Source organism: Kitasatospora sp. SolWspMP-SS2h, assembly GCF_003259315.1.
Lineage (GTDB): Bacteria > Actinomycetota > Actinomycetes > Streptomycetales > Streptomycetaceae > Kitasatospora > Kitasatospora fiedleri.
Genome location: NZ_QLLT01000041.1, coordinates 26,135 through 45,622, shown reverse-complemented (window position 1 = coordinate 45,622; position 19,488 = coordinate 26,135). Strand labels below are relative to the sequence as shown.

Below are 19,488 nucleotides of genomic sequence, written 5' to 3'. Positions count from 1 at the left end.
CCCGACCACGTCATCGCCGACAAGGGCTACAGCTCCCGGAAGATCCGCGCCTACCTGCGCAGGCGCGGCATCCGCCACACCATCCCCGAACGCGCCGACCAGGCCCTGGGCCGACTGAACCGGGGCCGGAGCGGCGGACGCCCGCCCGTGTTCGACCGGGCGGCCTACCGCCTGCGCAACGTCGTCGAACGCTGCTTCAACCGGCTCAAGCAGTGGCGCGGCCTGGCCACCCGCTACGACAAGACCATCGAGTCCTACCAGGCCACCGTCACCATCGCCTCAATCCTGCTCTGGATTTGATCTTTGAAGACGGGCCCTAGCGGATGCCGGTCTGATCGGCGAACAGCAGCTCGGAATCTCCGATCGGATGAGGGCCCATCCTGGAGGCCTGTTGCAAAGGATCCATATGTTACATGCACACCGGCCGGGAATGTAATTCATGAAAGTAAGCAGAAATTGAAGTCGAAATTCATATTGGCAATCCGCGGCTTGGAGGTAGCACTCGAATCTCGATGGTTGGGCCGGAGGGTCGTGGCGATCGACTTGAGCAAGCTTGGCACTAGTCAAATCGTCGACATCTCCGATGATGCGGGGCGTGCGCTGCATAACATTAGAGAATTTACTGCAATTAATAGAACTAGGTTTTCGCGTGAAGTTCTCTTGGCGGGTTTCATTCCTCCGGGCGCGATCAGCCGGGTTAGGAGTGTTGCAAATTCCGGGTGGCCCTGCTGAGGCCCTGATCGAGGCGTGGCTGACCTTCGACGGCACTCTGAGAATGAAGGGCGGTTTCAACGAGGATATTGGTGATGCAGGCCGCCTATGATTTGCATGAAAGGGCCCCGTTGAATTAATTCGACGGGGCCCCGTTCTTCGAGGGGCCGGTGTCTCTGCGGTGGGGCCGACCTAGTCCGTGAAACTGCTTTGTCAGGCGAGGTCCGCCGCCGTCGCGAAGTCGTGCTTGAGGGCGTCAAGGAGGGCCTGGGCGCGGAGGCGGGCGGCCGGGAGGTCGGCCGGGGTGGGGACGGGGAGGACGGCTTCGAGGTAGCACTTGAGCTTGGGCTCGGTGCCGGAGGGGCGGACCACGATGCGGGCCGAGGTGACGGCGGGGCCGTCGAGGTGGTAGCGGAGGCCGTCGGTCGGGGGGAGGTCGGGGGTGCCGGTGGTGAGGTCGTCGGCGCGGGTGACGGTCAGGCCCGCCAGTTCGACGGGGGGCTTGTCGCGGAGGGTGGACATCGCGTCGGTGATGACGCTGAGGTCGTCGACCCGGACGGAGAGCTGGTCGGTGGCGTGCAGGCCGTGGGTGAGGGCGAGGTCGTCGAGGAGGTCGGTGAGGGTGCGGCCGTCGCGCTTGAGTCCGGCGGCGAGTTCGGCGATCTGGAGGGCGGCGGTGATGCCGTCCTTGTCGCGGACGCCGTCCGGGTCGACGCAGTAGCCGAGGGCCTCCTCGTAGCCGTAGCGGATGTCCTCGGCGCGGGCGATCCACTTGAAGCCGGTGAGCGTCTCGGCGTAGCCCAGCCCGGCCGCGGCGGCGATCCTGCCGAGCAGGGTGGAGGAGACGATGGTGGTGGCGAACACGCCGTCGGTGGTCTTGGCGGCGAGGGCCGCGCCGAGCAGGGCGCCGACCTCGTCGCCGCGCAGCATCCGCCAGTCGCCGTCGGCGGTGGGGACCGCGACGGCGCAGCGGTCGGCGTCCGGGTCGTTGGCGATGACCAGGTCCGGGCGGGCCGCGCGGGCGGTGGCGAAGGCGAGGTCCATCGCGCCGGGCTCCTCCGGGTTGGGGAACGCGACGGTGGGGAAGTCCGGGTCCGGCTCGGCCTGTTCGGCGACCAGGACCGGCGCCGGGAACCCGGCGGTGGCGAACGCGGCGAGCAGCACGTCGCGGCCCACGCCGTGCAGCGGGGTGTAGACGGTGGCCAGGTCGCGCGGCCCGGCCGGGTCGAGGACGGCGGCGGCGCGGGCGAGGTAGGCGGCGAGGACGTCGTCGCCGAGCACCTCCCAGCCGGACTCGGCGCGCGGGACGTCGGCGAGCGCGCCCAGCGCGTCGATCTCGGCGGCGATCTCGGCGTCCGCGGGCGGGACGATCTGCGAACCGTCGCCCAGGTACACCTTGTAGCCGTTGTCCTGCGGCGGGTTGTGGCTGGCGGTGACCACCACGCCGGCCGCCGCGCCCAGGTGCCGGATCGCGAACGCCAGGACGGGCGTCGGCAGCGCGCGGGGCAGCAGCGCGGCGCGCAGCCCGGCGCCCACCACCACGGCGGCGGTGTCGAGCGCGAAGTCGTACGACTTGTGGCGGGCGTCGTAGCCGATCACCACCAGGTCGCCGAGCGCCGGGTTCTTCCGGACGTACGCGGCCAGGCCGGCGGCGGCCCGGATCACCACGGCGCGGTTCATCCGCATCGGCCCGGCGCCCAGCTCACCGCGCAGCCCGGCGGTGCCGAACTGGAGCCGTCCGGCGAAGCGTTCGGCCAGCCGGGACCAGGCGATCCGTTCCTCGGACTCGGCCTCCGGCCCCTCGGCGGCGGCCAGCAGCGCGGTCAGCTCCGCGCGGGTCTGCGGGTCGGGGTCCTCGGCCAGCCAGGCGCGGGCCCGGTCGAAGAGGTCGGTGGTGGGTGCCTTCGGCATGCGGCCCGCTCCCTGGGTGTGGAGGACGAGGGGTGTGAGGAGGAGAGGTGTCAGGAGGAGAGAAGCAGGGAGGAGAGGAGAGGGGACGGGGGTGGGCGGCGGGCGTCGTAGTCGCGACGGCGGACCGGTCCCGTGGGGTCGGGGCCGGTCCGCCGTCGTGTGCTGCTCGCCGTCACGGTTCCCGATTCTCCGTCAGAACTGCCGTGCGGGGCGGGAGTCGGGCTCCCGCCGGGGTGTCAGATCCGCTCCAGGACCTTCGCCAGCAGGGTGCCCATCCGCTCGGCGGAGGCCCGGCCGGCCTCCAGCACCTCGGCGTGGTTGAGGGGTTCGCCGGTGATGCCCGCGGCCAGGTTGGTGACCAGCGAGATGCCGAGCACCTCGGCGCCGGCCTCGCGGGCGGCGATGGCCTCCAGGGTGGTGGACATGCCGACCAGTTCGCCGCCGATCACCCGGGCCATGTTGACCTCGGCCGGGGTCTCGTAGTGCGGGCCGCGGAACTGCACGTACACGGCCTCGTCGAGGGTCGGGTCGACCTCGCGGCACAGGGCGCGCAGGCGCTTGGAGTACAGGTCGGTGAGGTCGACGAAGTTGGCGCCGACGATCGGGGAGTCCGCGGTCAGGTTGATGTGGTCGCTGATCAGCACGGGCTGCCCGGGGACCCAGCCCTGGCGCAGGCCGCCGCAGCCGTTGGTGAGCACGACGGTGCGGCAGCCGGCCGCGGCGGCGGTGCGCACGCCGTGCACCACGGTGGCCACGCCGTGGCCCTCGTAGTAGTGGTTGCGGCCGAGGAAGACCAGTGCGCGGCGCTCGCCGCCGCCGGGAATCCGCACCGAGCGGATGGTGCCGGCGTGGCCGGCCACCGCGGGGGCGGGGAAGCCGGGCAGGTCGGTGACCGGGAATTCCGCGAGTGTCTCGCCCAGGGCGTCGGCGGCCGGCACCCAGCCGGAGCCCATCACCAGGGCGACGTCGTGGCGCTCGGCGCCGGTGAGTTCGCGCAGCCGGTCGGCGGCGGCCCGGGCAGCGGCGTAGGGGTCGGCGGAGACGACCGTCTGAGGAGATGCGTTCACACGGTCGAGGATAGGTCACATCTGCCTACGCGCGTAGACAGCACGCCCAGGGCATGCCGGATCGTTACCCGGATTGCGTGGAACGACAGGATTCCTCCCCGGCCGGGGGCGTCGGCCGGGAGGAAAGCACGGAGGAAAGTGCGGAGCCGGGGAGGGAAAGCGCCCGGGAGAAAGCGGGAGAAAGCGCGGGACGGGCGGGAGAAAGCGCGGGGCGGGCGGGGGAAAGCGCGGGGCAAGGGGAGGGCGGGAACGGGAAAAGCGGCGGTGCGGGAAGGCCGGCGGCCTCAGCAGGGCCGGCGGCGCAGGTCCAGGACGTAGTCGTCGGGGGCGCCGGCGCTCTCCGCCGCGTCCGCGATCAGGCCCAGGTAGCGGGCGGCCGGCAGTCCGCCCTCGTAGTCGTTGAGCACGTACGTCCAGACCGCGACCTCGCCGTCCAGGGTCTGGGCCCGCAGCTTCACCTTGCGGTAGATGCCGAGCTGCACGCCCTCCCAGCGGTCCAGGCCCTCCTCGTCCATCGGGGCGACGTCGTAGAGCGAGACGAAGACCTGCTCCTTCTCGTCCTCCACCACGGTGGCCAGCGAGCCCTCCCAGCCGAGCTGTTCACCGCCGAAGGTCAGCCGCCAGCCGGGCAGCCAGCCGGTGCCGCGCAGCGGGGAGTGCGGGGCGCGGCGGGACATCTGCCGGGCGTCGAGGTTGGTGGCGTAGGCGGCGTAGAGCGACATGGCGCCAGCCTACGGGAGCCGGACGGCCCGCCGGGCTGCGCGCCGGGGGCGGGCCCGCGGTGGAGGGAGGCCCCCGCGGGCGGACCCGCCGGGCCGGGGGCGGGGCGTGCGTCGGACGGGAGCGTCCCGGTGCGGCGACCGCCGGTGGCGGCGGGTGGACCGGCTGACCTCGGGGAGCGGGCGGGGAGCGGGCGCGGGGCGCGTGGGGGACGAGAGGCGGAGGGGGCGGGCGGGAGGGCGGGAGGCGGCCGGAAGGCGGCCGGGAGGCGAGTGAGAGGGGAACAACAACGGCCCCGGCGTGGAATCGGTTCCGGCATGCGGGAGAATGGGGCACGTGACTCGGATCGTGATCATCGGTGGCGGACCAGGCGGATACGAGGCGGCCCTCGTGGCCGCCCAGCTCGGCGCGGAGGTGACCGTCGTCGACCGCGACGGTCTGGGCGGATCGGCGGTGCTGACGGACTGCGTGCCGTCCAAGACGCTGATCGCCACCGCCGAGGTGATGACCAGCTTCGACAGCTCCTACGAGGAACTGGGCATCCTGGTCGCGGACGGCACGGCGGACCCGGCCGACCCGGCCCGGGTGGTCGGCGTCGACCTCGGCAAGGTCAACCGGCGCGTCAAGCGGCTGGCGATCGCCCAGTCGCACGACATCACCCAGGCGGTCACCCGGGCCGGGGTCACCGTGCTGCGCGGTCGCGGCCGGCTGGGCGGCGGCGGCCAGGCGATCGACGGCTCCCGCGAGGTGCTGGTCGAACTGGCCGACGGCGGGACCGAGTCGGTGCGCGCCGACGCGGTGCTGATCGCCACCGGCGTCCGCCCGCGCGAGCTGCCCGACGCGCAGCCGGACGGCGAGCGGATCCTGGCCTGGACGCAGGTGTACGACCTGGAGGAGCTGCCGCGCGAGCTGATCGTGGTCGGTTCCGGCGTCACCGGCGCCGAGTTCGCCGGCGCGTACCAGGCGCTCGGCTCGAACGTCACGCTGGTCTCCTCGCGCGACCGGGTGCTCCCGGGCGAGGATCCGGACGCGGCCGAGGTGCTGGAGGACGTGTTCCGCCGCCGCGGGATGAACGTGATGAGCCGCTCCCGGGCGGAGAGCGCCAAGCGAGTGGGCGACCGGGTCGAGGTGACCCTCGCCGACGGCAAGGTGATCACCGGCACGCACTGCCTGATGGCGGTCGGCTCGATCCCCAACACCGCGGACCTGGGCCTGGAGGAGGCCGGCGTCGCGGTCAACGACTGGGGCCAGATCAAGGTGGACCGGGTCTCCCGCACCTCCGCCCCCGGCGTGTACGCGGCCGGCGACTGCACGGGCGTCTTCATGCTGGCCTCGGTGGCCGCCATGCAGGGCCGGATCGCGATGTACCACGCGCTCGGCGACGCGGTGCAGCCGCTGAACCTGAAGACCGTCGCCTCCAACGTGTTCACCGACCCGGAGATCGCCACCGTCGGCTACACCCACGCCGACGTGTCCTGCGGGAAGATGGACGCCGTCGAGGTCAAGCTCCCGCTGCGCGGCAACCCGCGGGCCAAGATGCAGGGCATCCGGGACGGCTTGGTGAAGCTGTTCGCCCGCCCCGGCACCGGCATCGTGGTCGGCGGCGTGGTGGTCGCCCCGCGCGCCTCCGAGCTGATCCACTCGATCTCGCTGGCGGTGGACAACAACCTGACGGTGGAGCAGGTCGCGAGCGCCTTCACGGTCTACCCGTCGCTGTCCGGTTCGACCGCCGAGGCGGCCCGCCAGCTGCACATCCGCAAGCGCGAGGGCGCGGGCTCCTAGCGGACCGCGGCCCGGGGGCGCGCGGGACGTACGGGAACGAGCCGGGCGCGCACCGCCCGGCTCACCCGGGCGGAGGAGCGCGCATTGTACGGTCGTGCGCCGTTCCGAGGTGAGCAAATCCCGTTACCAGGTGCAAACGCCTGAAAGCAGAAGGTCACTCGGGTTACCGTCGGTCCTGTGTTTGCAGCAGAACGTCGCCAGTTGATCCTAGAGATGGTGCGCGCCAACGGAGCCGTGTCGCTCCGTGAGCTGGCCCGCGTCGTCCAGACCTCCGAAGTCACCGTGCGCCGGGACGTCCGGGCGCTGGAGTCCGAAGGGCTGCTCGACCGCCGACACGGCGGCGCGGTGCTGCCCGGCGGGTTCAGCCGGGACCCGGGCTACCCGCAGAAGACCCACCTCGCCACCGCCGAGAAGAGCGCCATCGCCGACCTCGCCGCGGACCTGGTCGAGGAGGGCGACGCCATCGTGGTCGGCGCCGGGACGACCACCCAGGAGCTGGCCCGCCGGCTGGCCCGGGTGCCCGGCCTGACGGTGGTCACCAACTCGCTGCTGGTCGCCCAGGCGCTGGCGCACGCCAACCGGGTGGAGGTGGTGATGACCGGCGGCACCCTGCGCGGCTCCAACTACGCCCTGGTGGGCAGCGGCGCCGAGCAGTCGCTGGCCGGGCTGCGGGTCACCAAGGCCTTCATCTCCGGCAGCGGCCTGACCGCCGAACGCGGCCTGTCCACCGCCAACATGCTCTCCGCCTCGGTGGACCGGGCGCTGGTGCAGGCCGCCAACGAGGTGATCGTGCTGGCCGACCACACCAAGCTCGGCGCGGACAGCATGTTCCAGACCGTCGCCACCGAGGCGATCACCCGGTTGGTCACCGACGAGCGCACCCTGCTGGAGGACCTCACCTCCCGCGAGCAGCACGCGCTCGCCGACTGCGGGGTGCAGGTCTCGGTGGCCTCGCTCGGCCTGGCCGCCGAGACCGCCGGGCACCAGCAGCCCGCCCGCCGCCCGGTCCCGCCGCAGCCCGGCCTGGCCCCCGGCAGCCCGCTGCCCGGCCAGCGCCGCCCCGCCCCGCACGGGGGAGCGCCGCACGGCGGAGCACCGCACGGCGGCGCCCTGCCGCCCACCGCCCGGCTGGCCGAACGGATCCGCTGAGCGGGGCGCACCGGCCCCGCCGCCCGGCCCTGCCGCCCGGCCCCGCCGCCCGGCCGCGCCGCCGTCGGGGCGGAGCACCGGTAGCCCCCACCACCGGACGGCCGCACTGACCGGTTCCGGCCCGCCCGCGGCCGATCCCTGGCCGCCGCGGCCGACCCGCTTGTAGCGTCTGCGCCCATGGACGCAGCGAGCGAAACACTCGACCGCACAACAGAACTGACGGTGCGTGAGGCGCGCGGCGGACGCGGCCCCGCGACCTGGGGACAGCGCGCCATCCACTCCGCCCTGGTCCGGCTCGGCACCGACGCGCCCCGCTACAACCTGCGGCTGGCCGCCCCCGTCGAGCCCGGCGCGGAGCCGGCCGGCGTGCTCCGCGCCTACACCGAACTGCTGCACCTGCACGACGCGTTGCGCACCCGGCTGGTCGAGGAGGACGGCGACCTGGTCCAGCTGGTGGACGCCGACGGCACCCTCCCGGTGGCGCTGCTGCACCGGGACACGCCCGAGCGGGCCGCCGACGCGGCCGGGGAACTGCTCGCCGAGTACGCCCGGCGGCCCTTCGACCCGGCCCGCGAGTGGCCGGCGCGGATCGGCCTGGTGCTGGTCGACGGCCTGGTCCGGCAGACCGTCCTGGTGCTCTCGCACACCGCCTCGGACGGCTGGGGGATGCGCCGCGGCGTCCGCGACCTGATGCTGCTGGCCGCCGGGCGCAGCGCCCGGGACCTGCGCGCCGAGCGGGAGTTCGCCCAGCCGCTGGAGGAGGCCGCCGAGCAGGCCACCGTGCGGGGCCGCCGCCGGGACGCCGCCGCCCGCCGGCACTGGCGGGAGAAGCTGACCGCCGGCCCGCGCGCCCTGCTGCCCCGCCCGGCCGCCGCGCCCGACCCGGAGCGGACCTTCCCGTGCGCGGTGCTGCGCTCCCCGGCGCTGGCCGCCGCCCTCCCGGAGGCCGCCGCCCGGCTGCGCACCGGCGACGCCACGGTGCTGCTGGCCGCCGCCGCGACCGAGCTGGGGCGGCTGGGCGGGCAGCGCGAGTTCCTGTGCCAGGTGGTGGTCGGCAACCGGTTCACCGAGCAGGCCGCCGAGGCCGTCACCACGCTCGCCCAGGAGGGCCTGTTCCACCTGCCGGAGATCGCCGCGGACTTCGCCGAGACGGTCCGCCGCGCCCACGGCCCGGCGCTCACCGCCTACCGGCACTCCGGCTACGACAAGCCGCGGTTGGACGCCGACCTGGACGGACTGCGGGCGGCGGGCGTCGAGTTGGCCGACCACTCGGTGTTCTGGAACGACACCCGGGACCCGCTGGCCGCGCTGATGGCCGACGCGCCGGGCCAGGGGGGTGCGGGGGAGCGGGAGTTGAGCTTCCCGGAGGAGTTCCCGGCCCGCCCGGGGGTGTCCGTCGCGGTGGACGTGGTGGCGGTGCCCGGCGCGGTCGAGCTGCGGATGGTGGCGGACGGCGCGCTGCTGAGCCGCGCGCAGATGGCGGGCTTCCTGTGCGGCGTCGAGGAACTGGTGCTCGACGCGGCCGGATAGCCCGGCGGAAGCGGACGGCCCGGGCGGAAGGGGCCGGACAGCCCGGCGGGACCGGACGGCCCGGGCGGAAGCGGCCGGACGGCCCGGAGGGGGCGGGAGTCCCAGGACTCCCGCCCCCTCGAAGGGTGCCGTCGGCGGGTCAGACGTCCTTGATCTCGCAGAGCGCCGCGCCGCTGGAGACCGAGCCGCCGACCTCGGCCTTGAGGCCGACGATCGTGCCCGCCTTGTGGGCGTTCAGCGGCTGCTCCATCTTCATGGCCTCCAGGACCACGATCAGCTCGCCCGCGGCGACCACCTGGCCCTCCTCGACGGCGACCTTGACGATGGTGCCCTGCATCGGCGAGGCCAGGGTGTCGCCGGAGACCGCCGCGGCGGCCTTCTTGGCGCCGACCCGGCGCTTGGCCTTGGCCGCGCCCGCACCGGCGGCCGGGGCCGCGGCGACGCCGAGCGAGGACGGCAGCGAGACCTCGATCCGCTTGCCGCCGACCTCGACCACCACGGTCTCGCGGCCCTCGGGCTCCTCGCCGTCGGGGCCCGCGCCGACGAACGGCGCGATGGTGTTGTCGAACTCGGTCTCGATCCACCGGGTGAAGACCGTGAACGGGCCGTCCGAGCCGTGCACCTCGGGGGCGAACGCCGGGTCGCTCACCACGACCTGGTGGAACGGGATGGCGGTGGCCATGCCCTCGACCTTGAACTCCTCCAGGGCGCGCTTGGCGCGCTGGAGGGCCTGCTTGCGGTCGGCGCCCGAGACGATCAGCTTGGCCAGCAGGGAGTCCCAGGCGGGGCCGATCACCGAGCCGGACTCGACGCCGGCGTCGAGCCGGACGCCCGGGCCGGACGGCGGGGAGAACAGCGTGACGGTGCCGGGGGCGGGCAGGAAGCCGCGGCCCGGGTCCTCGCCGTTGATCCGGAACTCGAAGGAGTGGCCGCGGACCTCGGGGTCGTCGTAGCCGAGCTCCTCGCCGTCGGCGATCCGGAACATCTCGCGGACCAGGTCGAGGCCGGTGACCTCCTCGGAGACCGGGTGCTCGACCTGGAGGCGGGTGTTGACCTCCAGGAAGGAGATCAGGCCGTCCTGGGAGACCAGGAACTCGCAGGTGCCGGCGCCGACGTAGCCCGCCTCGCGCAGGATCGCCTTGGAGGCGCGGTACAGCTCGGCGTTCTGCTCGGGGGTGAGGAACGGCGCGGGGGCCTCCTCGACCAGCTTCTGGTGCCGGCGCTGGAGCGAGCAGTCGCGGGTGGAGACCACCACGACGTTGCCGTGCCGGTCGGCCAGGCACTGGGTCTCGACGTGCCGCGGCTTGTCGAGGTACTGCTCGACGAAGCACTCGCCGCGGCCGAACGCGGCGACCGCCTCGCGGACCGCCGAGTCGTACAGCTCGGGGATCTCCTCCAGCGTGCGGGCGACCTTCAGGCCGCGGCCGCCGCCGCCGAACGCCGCCTTGATGGCGACCGGCAGGCCGTGCTCGGTGGCGAACGCGACGACCTCGTCGGCGCCGGAGACCGGGTCGGCGGTGCCGGCCACCAGCGGGGCGCCGGCGCGCTGGGCGACGTGCCGGGCGGTGACCTTGTCGCCCAGGTCGCGGATGGCCTGCGGCGGCGGGCCGATCCAGGTCAGGCCGGCGTCGAGGACGGCCTGCGCGAACTCGGCGTTCTCCGACAGGAAGCCGTAGCCGGGGTGGATCGCGTCCGCGCCCGAGTCGGCGGCGGCCTTGAGCACCTTGGCGATGTCGAGGTAGCTGGTGGCGGGGGTGTCGCCGCCCAGCGCGTACGCCTCGTCGGCGGCCCGGACGTGCAGCGCGTCCCGGTCAGGCTCCGCGTACACGGCGACGCTGGCGATACCCGCGTCCCGGCAGGCCCGGGCGACGCGGACGGCAATTTCTCCGCGGTTGGCGATGAGCACCTTGCGCACTGTGGCTCCCTTCTCGAACCTCGTCGAGTCTATGGATTGGAGGGCGCTACCGGCGAGTAGTCCCTGGTGGTGAGCGTGCTCACACGCTCGGTTGCCGTACTCCCGTGCGGGCGGCGGCCGTTGGCGGCGCGCCGCAGGCAGCGGGCCCGGGGCGGTGGTGCGCCGGAGGGCCGGGGCACCCGGCGGGCCGGGGTGGTCTTCGCCACACCGGGGCTCGGCTCAGGCCGCCGCCGGTTCCGGGCGGGTGGCCGCCGCGCCCGTCACGTCCGCCTCGAATTCCACCACGTCCGGACCGTAGGCCCGGGCGTTCACCACCCGGAGCACCACCGCGAACGCGCCGTCCCGGCCGTGCTCGCGGGCCAGCGCGCGGTGGTGTGCGGCCAGGTAGCGGACCGCGGCCCGGTTGGAGACGGCGGTCTGCCCGGCTATCACGAACACCGGCCGGCCGCCCTCGCGCAGGTGCACCCGGGCCAGCAGCGCGTACGCCCGCTGGCCGGGCTGCTCGGTGGAGGTCAGGAACCGGAACTCCCGCGGGCCGACCCGCAGGGTGTGCACCGGGTGCCCGGCCCCGGCGGGCGGTTCGGCGAACGACACGCCCGGCAGCCAGGACGCCAGGTGGGCCGCGGTCCGCCGGTTGCCGGCCGGCCCGCCCACGCAGAACTCGGCCTTGTCGCCCAGCCCCTGCCGGACCTCGTCGTGCCCGGCCAGGGTGGCGCGGGCCCCGCACTCGCGCACCAGCGCGGCCAGCTCCATCAGGGCGTACGCGTCGTCGCGCGCCACGCTCATCGGGTCCGGCGCCGACGCCTGGCGGTTGACCACCAGCAGCGCCTCGCCGCCGGCCGGCAGGCCGAAGAACGCTCGCTGCCGTTCCAGCCGGCGCCGCCGGCGCAGCGACTGGGCCAGCCAGCCCAGCCCGGCACTGATCGCCGAAGCGACCAGTCCCAGAACGACGTTGAGCATCCCATCGGTCATCTTCCGCTCCTCGTCGCCCCTTTCCGGTCCGGCTGCGTCAGCCTAACGGCGCTCGGCGGGGGAGGGGGTGGAACTCTGCAACAGATGTACGGGCCCGGTTCTGTCCGATTCCGCACCCGGCAAGCGGACCGGAGCGCTCCGCTTCCGCCCCGGGGATAACGGAATGGTTCAGACCATTGACCCGGATCGGGCCGCTCCCTACCGTCGCAGCGACCACGCACCACTCGCACGATTCACGGGGGAAACGTGAAGCGTCCCATGCTGTCCGCCGCGCTGGCCGCGACCGCGCTGCTGCTCACCGCCTGCTCCGGCTCCGACGGCGACGGGGGCGGGGGCGGGAACGGAGGCGGGAAGGCCGCCCCGGCGCCCGGCGCCACCGCCCGCACCTACGGCTGCCTCACCCGCGACCAGGCCGAGAAGGGCGCCCTCACCCTCGACGCCGGCACCGCCGGCGGCACCGACCTGGACGCCTACTACCGGGACTCCGACGCCGGACACGCCCGGGTCGGCGTGGTCTTCTCGCACCAGGCCGACGGCTCGCTCTGCGAGTGGGCGCCGGCCCTCGACGCGTTCACCGGGGCCGGCTACGCGGTCTTCGCCTTCACCTGCACGGGTGACGTCACCGAGGGCATCAAGGCCGCCGAACGGTACTACCGGGACAAGGGCGTCGGCGCGGTCGCCCTGGTCGGCGCCTCTAAGGGCGCCGCCGCCTCGCTGGTCGCCGCCCGGCTCGACGACAACCCGCTGCCGGTGAGGGCCGTGGTCTCGCTCAGCTCGCCCGAGGTGTACCCGCTGTTCAACGCGGCGCTCGCGGTCAAGGCGGTCAAGGCCCCGACCTACTTCGCCGCCGAACAGGGCGACTCCCCGTTCAACACCAGCGCGCAGGCCCTCTACGACGCCTCCGCCGGGGAGGACAAGCAGCTCAAGCTCTACCCGGGCTCCCGCCACGGCGCCCTGCTGCTCCAGGACGGCGCGCTGCCCGACGTGCTCGCCTACCTGGGCCGGCACGCCCCCGCGACGGGTTGACGGTCCGGCGGTCCGGCGGGGCGGCGGCCGCTCAGGCCCAGAGGTCGGTGATGCGCACGTCCAGCTCGGCGAGCAGGCGGCGCAGCAGCGGCAGCGACAGGCCGATCACGTTGCCGGGGTCGCCGTCGATCCCCTCCACGAACGGTGCCGACCGGCCGTCCAGGGTGAACGCCCCGGCCACGTGCAGAGGTTCGCCGGAGGCGACGTACGCGGCGACCTCCGCGTCGTCCGGCGTCCCGAACCGGACGGTGGTGGAGGCGGTCTCGGCCGCCCGCCGCCCGGTCGCGGTGTCGATCACGCAGTGGCCGGTGCGCAGCACGCCCGCGCGCCCGCGCATCGACCGCCAGCGCGCCAGCACCTCCGCCGGGTCGGCCGGCTTGCCCAGCGCGGCGCCGTCCAGCTCCAGCACCGAGTCGCACCCGACCACCAGCGGCGGCTCGCCCGGCTCGGCGGCCAGCTCGCCCGCGACCTTCTCCGCCTTGGCCACCGCCAGCACCAGCGCCAGCTCGCCCGGCGTCGCGGCGCTCAGCGCGTCCTCGTCCACCCCGCTCACCCGCACCAGAGGGTCGAGGCCCGCCTGCCGCAGCAGGCCCAGCCGGGCGGGGGAGGCGGACGCGAGAACCAGCGGGCGGCGAGCGGTCATGGCCCCAGCCTAGTACCGCCCCGCCACCGCGCCGGCCCGCCTACAGCAGCACCAGGGCCGCCCCCGCGAGCGCCAGCAGCGCGAGCACCAGCGCCGTCCGCCGCAGCCGGCACAGCACCTCGCGGGCCTCTTGCGACGGCTCGTCGCGGGGGTCTGACCAGAGCACCCCACCACCCTGCAACGCGCGCCGGGCGCGGCGCCTGAGTATCCGTACTCACTCCGCCGCGCCCGGCGCCCCGGCTCACCGGGGCCAGAGGCTGGTGCGCCAGGCGTGCGGGCCCGGGGCGGGCAGCGGGCGGGGGGTGCGGGTGGTCCAGGCGGTGGCCGGGCCGGCGGCCGGGGCGGCGGCGGCCCCGGTCGCGGCCCGGGATTGGACCACCGCCAGGACGGTGGCCAGCTCCTCGGGGGTCGGCTGGCCGTGCAGCACCTGAATGGGGCTCATCGCGCGGGTTTCCCTTCGGTGGTCAGAGCGGGATGTTGCCGTGCTTCTTGGGCGGCAGCGACTCCCGCTTGCCGCGCAGCGCCCGCAGGCCGCGGACGATGTGCCGCCGGGTCTCGCTGGGGGCGATGACCGCGTCGACGTAGCCGCGCTCGGCGGCCAGGTACGGGTTGAGCAGGGTGTCCTCGTAGGAGGCGAGGAGCTCGGCGCGGCGCTCCTCGCCGACGCCCTCGGCCTCGGCGGCGGCGATCTCGCGGCGGTGCAGGATGTTGACCGCGCCCTGCGCGCCCATCACGGCGATCTGGGCGGTCGGCCAGGCGAGGTTGAGGTCGGCGCCCAGGTGCTTGGAGCCCATCACGTCGTACGCGCCGCCGAACGCCTTGCGGGTGATGACGGTGATCAGCGGCACGGTGGCCTCCGCGTAGGCGAAGATCAGCTTGGCGCCGCGCCGGATGATGCCGTCCCACTCCTGGCCGGTGCCGGGCAGGAAGCCGGGCACGTCGACGAAGGTCAGCACCGGGATGTTGAAGGCGTCGCAGGTGCGCACGAAGCGGGCGGCCTTCTCGCTGGCGGCGATGTCCAGGCAGCCGGCCAGGTCCATCGGCTGGTTGCCGACCACGCCGACCGGGTGGCCCTCGACCCGGCCGAAGCCGATCACGATGTTGCCCGCGTACAGCGGCTGGACCTCCAGGAAGTCGCCGTCGTCCAGGACGTGCTCGATCACCCGGCGGATGTCGTACGGCTGGTTCGCCGAGTCCGGGACGACGGTGTCGAGTTCGAGGTCCGCCGCGGTGATCTCCAGGTCGGCCCGCTCGGGGTAGGCCGGCGGGTCGGAGAGGTTGTTGGAGGGCAGGTACGAGAGCAGGCTCTTGACGTACTCGACGGCCTCCTTCTCGTCGGCGGCCAGGTAGTGCGCGTTGCCGGACTTGGTGTTGTGGGTGCGGGCGCCGCCCAGCTCCTCCATGTCGACGCTCTCGCCGGTGACGGTCCTGATCACGTCCGGCCCGGTGATGAACATGTGCGAGGTCTGGTCGGCCATCACCACGAAGTCGGTCACCGCGGGGGAGTAGACCGCGCCGCCCGCGCACGGGCCCATGATCAGCGAGATCTGCGGGATCACGCCGGAGGCGTGCACGTTGCGCCGGAAGATCTCGCCGTACAGGCCGAGCGAGACCACGCCCTCCTGGATGCGGGCGCCGCCGGAGTCGTTGATGCCGATCATCGGGCAGCCGGTCTTCAGCGCGAAGTCCATCACCTTGACGATCTTCTCGCCGAACACCTCGCCCAGCGAGCCGCCGAAGACCGTGAAGTCCTGGGCGAACACCGCGACCTGGCGGCCGTCCACGGTGCCGTAGCCGGTCACCACGCCGTCGCCGTACGGGCGGTTCCGCTCCTGGCCGAAGTTGGTGGAGCGGTGCCGGGCGAACTCGTCGAACTCCACGAAGGAGTCCTCGTCCAGCAGCTCCGCGATCCGCTCACGGGCCGTCAGCTTGCCCTTGGCGTGCTGCTTCTCCACGGCCGCGGCCGAGCCGGAGTGCACCGCCTCGTCGATCCGCCGGCGCAGGTCGGCGAGCTTCCCGGCGGTGGTGTGCGGGTCCTGCGGTGGCTGGGTCATGTCCGGTGGCTCTCCCTGCGTCCTCGGCCGCCGGCCCGGCGCGTGAGGGGTGCGGGCAGGGCGGCGCTGCGGTCTACCGTGCAGTAGCGTAACCAGCGCGGGCGGGCGCGGGGTTATGGCCATCGACACATCGCTCCCCCTGCCCGTTCTGCGGGACGATGATGCGGCGTGCGCCGTCCCGGAACCGATCTAGGCTGGCCCGGTGACCACTCCCGAGAGCCCCCGCCCCCGCCGCTCCGGCCTGCGCGGCTTCGGCCACGACGGCCCCTCCCCGTGGACCGACCTGGAGCGTCCGCCGCTGGACGAGCGGGCCCTGCGGCTCGACCTGCTGCGTCCCGGGGCGCTGTGGACCTCACTCGATGTGGTGAGCGGGACCGGCTCCACCAACGCCGACCTCGCCGCCCGGGCCGCGGCGGGCGCGCCCGAGGGCGCCGTCCTGGTCGCCGAGTCGCAGCACGCCGGCCGCGGCCGGCTGGACCGCCGCTGGACCGCCCCGGCCCGCTCCGGGCTGTTCCTGTCGGTGCTGCTGCGCCCGCGCGGGGTGCCGGCGGAGCGCTACGGCTGGCTGCCGATCCTGGTCGGCACCGCCGTCTCCGCCACCCTCGACCGGATCGCCGACCTGCGCACCGGCCTGAAGTGGCCCAACGACCTCCAGGCCGTCGTCGACGGTCAGGAGCGCAAGCTCGGCGGCATCCTCACCGAGCTGTCCGGCGGCGCGGTGGTGGCCGGGATCGGCCTGAACGTCTCGCTGCGCGCGGACGAGCTGCCCGTCCCCACCGCGACCTCGCTGGCGCTGGCCGGCGCCGGCACCACCGACCGGTCGACCCTGCTGCGCGGCGTGCTGCGCGAGTTCGCCGAACTGTACGGCGAGTGGACGGCCGCCGCCGGCGACCCGCACGCCAGCGGCCTGCTGCCCGCGTACACCGCCCGCTGCACCACGCTGAACCGGCCGGTGAGGGTCCAGCTGCCCGGGGAGCGCGAACTGCTCGGCGAGGCCGTCGCGGTGGACGGCGACGGCCGCCTGGTGGTCCGCACCCCCGACGGGGTCCGGCACCCGGTGGCCGCCGGGGACGTGGTGCACGTCCGCCCGCAGGGCTGAACCGGGGCCGGGCGCGGCGGTCTCACCCTGCGGGACCGTCCGCCCGGCTGCCGGGCGGATGCTCCGGATTACGCGATTCCGTGCGAACATTCCACCTGGCAGCGGTGTGAGGCTCGCCACTACCCCCGCGGTGGTCGCGTGCCCGCACCTCCAGGACGGCAAGACACAAGTGCGGCTGGCCGCACGGGGACGGACCGGTGACAGACAACGGCGGCGCCACGACGGGCAGCGGCGCGACGGACGGGACCACCGTCGCCACCGACCTGGAGCGGCTGATCCTCGACGCGCCGCGCAAGTACACCCCGTACCAGGCCGCCCGCGCCGCGGAGGTCCCGATGGACCTCGCCACCCGGTTCTGGCGCGCCATGGGCTTCCCCGACATCGGCCAGTCCCGCGCCCTCACCGACAACGACGTGATCGCGCTGCGCCGGCTGGCCGGCCTGATCGAGTCCGGGCTGCTCAGCGAACCGATGGCGATCCAGGTCGCCCGCTCCACCGGCCAGACCACCTCCCGGCTGGCCGGCTGGCAGATGGACACCTTCCTGGACAACCTCACCCAGCCCGTCGAGCCCGGCATGACCCGCTCCGACGTCGCCTACCCGCTGGTCGAGCTGCTGCTGCCCGAGCTGGAGCAGTTCCTGGTGTACGTCTGGCGCCGCCAGCTCGCCGCCGTCACCGGCCGGGTGGTCGCCTCCGCCGAGGACCACGAGGTCACCTCCGGGCGGCTCGCCGTCGCCTTCGCCGACCTGGTCGGCTTCACCCGGCTCTCCCGCCGGCTGGAGGAGGAGGAGCTCGGCGAACTCGTCGAGGGCTTCGAGAACACCTGCTCCGACCTGATCGCCGGGCAGGGCGGCCGGGTGGTCAAGACGCTCGGCGACGAGATCCTCTTCGTCTCCGAGGACCCGGCCACCGTCGCCGAGATCGCCCTCTCCCTGGTCGAGACGCTCGCCAAGGAGGACAACATGCCCGCGCTGCGGGTCGGCATGGCCTTCGGCACCGTCACCTCGCGGATGGGCGACGTCTTCGGCACCACCGTCAACCTGGCCTCCCGGCTCACCTCGATCGCCCCCAAGGACGCCGTCCTGGTCGACGGCGAACTCGCCGCCGCGCTCGAACAGAACGGCACCGGGCAGCTGCCCGAGACCGCGCCCGGCCCGGGCCACCGCTTCCACCTCCAGCCGATGTGGCGCCGCCCGGTCCGCGGCCTCGGCCTGGTCGAGCCCTGGCTGCTCACCCGGGTGCCCGCCGCCGACTGAGGTTCGAGCCTCGGGCACAAAAGGTGCGTACCGCCCTAGTCTGGGTAGAAGTGCCCCACGGGTAGGGAGAGGTCAACGGTGAGCGAGGCGACCATGGACGAGCAGGCCTCGTTCGAGGCGGCGGCCCCCGACCTGCGGCTGCAGGCCGTGGTGGAACTGGCCCAGGACATGGCGGGCGCGCTGACCCCGCTGGAGGCGGTCCGGGCCGCCGCCGCCCGGGCCGTCTCCGCGCTCGGCGCCACGATGGCCGCCGTCTCGGTCTGGGACCGCGAGTCCGGGCAGCTGCGGGTGCTGGTCAACCACGGCGAACTCGCCCCCGGCGAGGAGGAGTTGCCCGAGGACGAGTCGTACCCCGTCGCCGACTTCCCGGAGATCGTCACCCACCTGGAGGAGCACTGGAGCACCGGCCGGCTGCTCCGGGCCTGGGTCCAGACCGCCGAGGACGTCGGCCCGCACACCGGCCACCGGCCCCCCGGCTCCGGCGCCTTCTGCCGCCAGCGCGCGGCCGGGCTGCGGCGGCGCGGGCGCGGCTGCTGCCTGGTCGCGCCGATCGTCCTGCACGGCCGGGCCTGGGGCGAGCTCTACCTGGCCCGCGGCACCGGCATGCCGGTCTTCACCGACGCCGACGCCGAGTACGCCACCCTGCTGGCCGCCCAGGTCTCGGCCGGGCTGGCCCAGACCGAGCGGGTCGCCGACCTGCGCCGCCTGGCCTTCACCGACGCCCTCACCGGCCTGGCCAACCGCCGCGCCGTCGACGCCCGCCTCGACGAGGCGCTCAGGGCCCACACCCGGGACGGCGCGGTGGTCTCCCTGGTGGTCTGCGACGTCAACGGGCTCAAGCGGGTCAACGACCAGCTCGGCCACGAGATGGGCGACCGCCTGCTCGAACGCTTCGCCCAGCAGCTCTCGCTGTCCGCCGCGAAGCTCCCCGGCAGCCTGGCCGCCCGGCTCGGCGGCGACGAGTTCTGCCTGCTCGCCGAGGGCCAGTCGGCCGACGAGGTGGTCGCCGTCGCCGAGGAACTCTGCGTCCGCGCCCTGGAGTTGACCGACGGCGAGGGCGTCGCCTGCGGCATCGCCTCCACCGGCGACTCGATCGGCCCGGTCACCACCCCCGACCGGCTGTTCCGGCTCGCCGACGCCGCCCAGTACCGGGCCAAGGCCGGGCGGGCCGCCCACCCCGTGGTGGCCGGCCGCAGCCACGGCCCCGCGTACGCCCCCGACCCGACGGTGCTGCTCGCCGACGCCGCCGACCCGCAGCAGCAGCGCAAGGCCCCCGCCGGGCGGACCGGCGGGGAGCGCCGCCGCTTCCGCGGCGCCGCGCACAGCGCCGACCCCGGGCAGCTGCTCGCCGCCGTCCTCGGCTCGCTCGACCAGGGCGGCGCGACGCACCCCGCCGACACCCTCGGGCGGCTCGCGCTGGTCGCCGAGACCGCCTCCCGGCTGCTCAACGCCGTCGGCTGGTGGATCTCCTACGTCCCGCCCGGCTCCTGCCTGATGCGCACCGCCCGGCACGCGGTCTACCGGATGACCGGCGGCCCGGCCTCCGCCCGGGCCCAGACCCAGCGGGCCCAGATCGAGGCCCCCGACGCGGTCTTCGACCTCCGCCACTACCCCCTCACCTCGCGCGCCGTCACCGGCGGCTCCTTCACCCTG

16 protein-coding genes and 1 pseudogene are annotated in these 19,488 nt (G+C 74.3%); 8 read left to right on the top strand and 9 right to left on the bottom strand.

All coding sequences use genetic code 11. The annotated features are described in order from the left end of the window. On the top strand, nt 1–300 hold a 300-nt coding region (locus tag K353_RS31770; protein WP_146616634.1), incomplete at its 5' end, for a transposase. A 624-nt stretch (nt 301–924) separates the two neighbouring features. Here the strand turns inward: K353_RS31770 and K353_RS31765 are convergent. The 3 genes from K353_RS31765 to K353_RS31755 all read right to left on the bottom strand — a co-directional run bounded on the left by K353_RS31765 (nt 925) and on the right by K353_RS31755 (nt 4,411). Continuing rightward, complete coding sequence (locus K353_RS31765; protein ID WP_111556947.1) at nt 925–2,622, bottom strand: phospho-sugar mutase; 1,698 nt, start codon at nt 2,620–2,622, stop codon at nt 925–927. A gap of 236 nt (nt 2,623–2,858) precedes the next feature. Then, the gene (locus K353_RS31760) at nt 2,859–3,689 is read right to left on the bottom strand and encodes a purine-nucleoside phosphorylase (protein ID WP_111556946.1); all 831 of its coding nucleotides are present in this window, start codon (nt 3,687–3,689) and stop codon (nt 2,859–2,861) included. A gap of 284 nt (nt 3,690–3,973) precedes the next feature. After that, the gene (locus K353_RS31755; RefSeq protein WP_014136114.1) at nt 3,974–4,411 is read right to left on the bottom strand and encodes a gamma-glutamylcyclotransferase; all 438 of its coding nucleotides are present in this window, start codon (nt 4,409–4,411) and stop codon (nt 3,974–3,976) included. A 325-nt stretch (nt 4,412–4,736) separates the two neighbouring features. Here K353_RS31755 and K353_RS31750 point away from each other — a divergent pair, with 325 nt between their 5' ends. The 3 genes from K353_RS31750 to K353_RS31740 all read left to right on the top strand — a co-directional run bounded on the left by K353_RS31750 (nt 4,737) and on the right by K353_RS31740 (nt 8,870). Beyond that, the gene (locus tag K353_RS31750) at nt 4,737–6,191 is read left to right on the top strand and encodes an NAD(P)H-quinone dehydrogenase (protein WP_111556945.1); all 1,455 of its coding nucleotides are present in this window, start codon (nt 4,737–4,739) and stop codon (nt 6,189–6,191) included. A 213-nt stretch (nt 6,192–6,404) separates the two neighbouring features. Continuing rightward, nucleotides 6,405–7,340, top strand: coding sequence for a DeoR/GlpR family DNA-binding transcription regulator (locus K353_RS31745; RefSeq protein WP_233533958.1), 936 nt, complete (start codon nt 6,405–6,407; stop codon nt 7,338–7,340). Between the two features lie 177 nt (nt 7,341–7,517). Next, entirely contained in the window at nt 7,518–8,870 is a 1,353-nt protein-coding gene (locus tag K353_RS31740) for a condensation domain-containing protein (protein WP_111556943.1), read from the top strand. Nucleotides 8,871–9,009: 139 nt separating this feature from the next. Here K353_RS31740 and K353_RS31735 read toward each other — a convergent pair whose 3' ends face one another. Next, nucleotides 9,010–10,785, bottom strand: coding sequence for a biotin carboxylase N-terminal domain-containing protein (locus K353_RS31735; RefSeq protein WP_111556942.1), 1,776 nt, complete (start codon nt 10,783–10,785; stop codon nt 9,010–9,012). Nucleotides 10,786–11,004: 219 nt separating this feature from the next. Beyond that, a complete protein-coding gene (locus tag K353_RS31730) occupies nt 11,005–11,757 on the bottom strand; it encodes a hypothetical protein (RefSeq protein ID WP_100837963.1) in 753 nt (250 codons plus the stop codon). A 246-nt stretch (nt 11,758–12,003) separates the two neighbouring features. On the opposite strand from K353_RS31730, the gene K353_RS31725 reads away from it, so the two are divergent. Then, nucleotides 12,004–12,783 (top strand): S9 family peptidase, encoded by a 780-nt coding sequence (locus K353_RS31725; RefSeq protein ID WP_111556941.1) that lies wholly within the window; start codon nt 12,004–12,006, stop codon nt 12,781–12,783. Nucleotides 12,784–12,814: 31 nt separating this feature from the next. On the opposite strand, the gene K353_RS31720 is transcribed toward K353_RS31725, so the two are convergent. The 4 genes from K353_RS31720 to K353_RS31710 form a co-directional block, all read right to left on the bottom strand. Further along, nucleotides 12,815–13,426, bottom strand: coding sequence for a nucleoside triphosphate pyrophosphatase (locus tag K353_RS31720; RefSeq protein WP_111556940.1), 612 nt, complete (start codon nt 13,424–13,426; stop codon nt 12,815–12,817). A 40-nt stretch (nt 13,427–13,466) separates the two neighbouring features. Then, nucleotides 13,467–13,592 carry a morphogenic membrane protein MmpB gene (mmpB, locus tag K353_RS36685; RefSeq protein WP_255410785.1) on the bottom strand — a complete coding sequence of 42 codons (126 nt, stop codon included), beginning with the start codon at nt 13,590–13,592 and terminating at the stop codon, nt 13,467–13,469. A 75-nt stretch (nt 13,593–13,667) separates the two neighbouring features. Further along, nucleotides 13,668–13,868: an acyl-CoA carboxylase subunit epsilon gene (locus K353_RS31715; RefSeq protein WP_100837966.1), complete on the bottom strand. Its 201-nt coding sequence runs from the start codon at nt 13,866–13,868 to the stop codon at nt 13,668–13,670. Nucleotides 13,869–13,890: 22 nt separating this feature from the next. Next, nucleotides 13,891–15,480, bottom strand: a complete 1,590-nt coding sequence (locus tag K353_RS31710) for an acyl-CoA carboxylase subunit beta (RefSeq protein WP_111556939.1) — start codon at nt 15,478–15,480, stop codon at nt 13,891–13,893. 202 nt (nt 15,481–15,682) lie between these two features. Here K353_RS31710 and K353_RS31705 point away from each other — a divergent pair, with 202 nt between their 5' ends. From K353_RS31705 to K353_RS36320, 3 genes and pseudogenes are all read left to right on the top strand, one after another. Beyond that, nucleotides 15,683–16,579: a biotin--[acetyl-CoA-carboxylase] ligase gene (locus K353_RS31705; RefSeq protein WP_370447688.1), complete on the top strand. Its 897-nt coding sequence runs from the start codon at nt 15,683–15,685 to the stop codon at nt 16,577–16,579. Between the two features lie 197 nt (nt 16,580–16,776). Further along, the gene (locus tag K353_RS31700; RefSeq protein WP_111556938.1) at nt 16,777–17,835 is read left to right on the top strand and encodes an adenylate/guanylate cyclase domain-containing protein; all 1,059 of its coding nucleotides are present in this window, start codon (nt 16,777–16,779) and stop codon (nt 17,833–17,835) included. A 93-nt stretch (nt 17,836–17,928) separates the two neighbouring features. Then, a pseudogene (locus K353_RS36320) lies at nt 17,929–19,149 on the top strand (diguanylate cyclase domain-containing protein); the annotation flags it as partial. Nucleotides 19,150–19,488 lie beyond the last annotated feature (339 nt).

Coding starts and splice junctions, on each gene's coding strand:
- K353_RS31765 (WP_111556947.1), bottom strand. CDS start 2,622: ATGCCGAAGGCACCCACCACCGACCTCTTCGACCGGGCCCGCGCCTGG.
- K353_RS31755 (WP_014136114.1), bottom strand. CDS start 4,411: ATGTCGCTCTACGCCGCCTACGCCACCAACCTCGACGCCCGGCAGATG.
- K353_RS31750 (WP_111556945.1), top strand. CDS start 4,737: ATGGGGCACGTGACTCGGATCGTGATCATCGGTGGCGGACCAGGCGGA.
- K353_RS31745 (WP_233533958.1), top strand. CDS start 6,405: ATGGTGCGCGCCAACGGAGCCGTGTCGCTCCGTGAGCTGGCCCGCGTC.
- K353_RS31740 (WP_111556943.1), top strand. CDS start 7,518: ATGGACGCAGCGAGCGAAACACTCGACCGCACAACAGAACTGACGGTG.
- K353_RS31730 (WP_100837963.1), bottom strand. CDS start 11,757: ATGACCGATGGGATGCTCAACGTCGTTCTGGGACTGGTCGCTTCGGCG.
- K353_RS31720 (WP_111556940.1), bottom strand. CDS start 13,426: ATGACCGCTCGCCGCCCGCTGGTTCTCGCGTCCGCCTCCCCCGCCCGG.
- K353_RS31715 (WP_100837966.1), bottom strand. CDS start 13,868: ATGAGCCCCATTCAGGTGCTGCACGGCCAGCCGACCCCCGAGGAGCTG.
- K353_RS31710 (WP_111556939.1), bottom strand. CDS start 15,480: ATGACCCAGCCACCGCAGGACCCGCACACCACCGCCGGGAAGCTCGCC.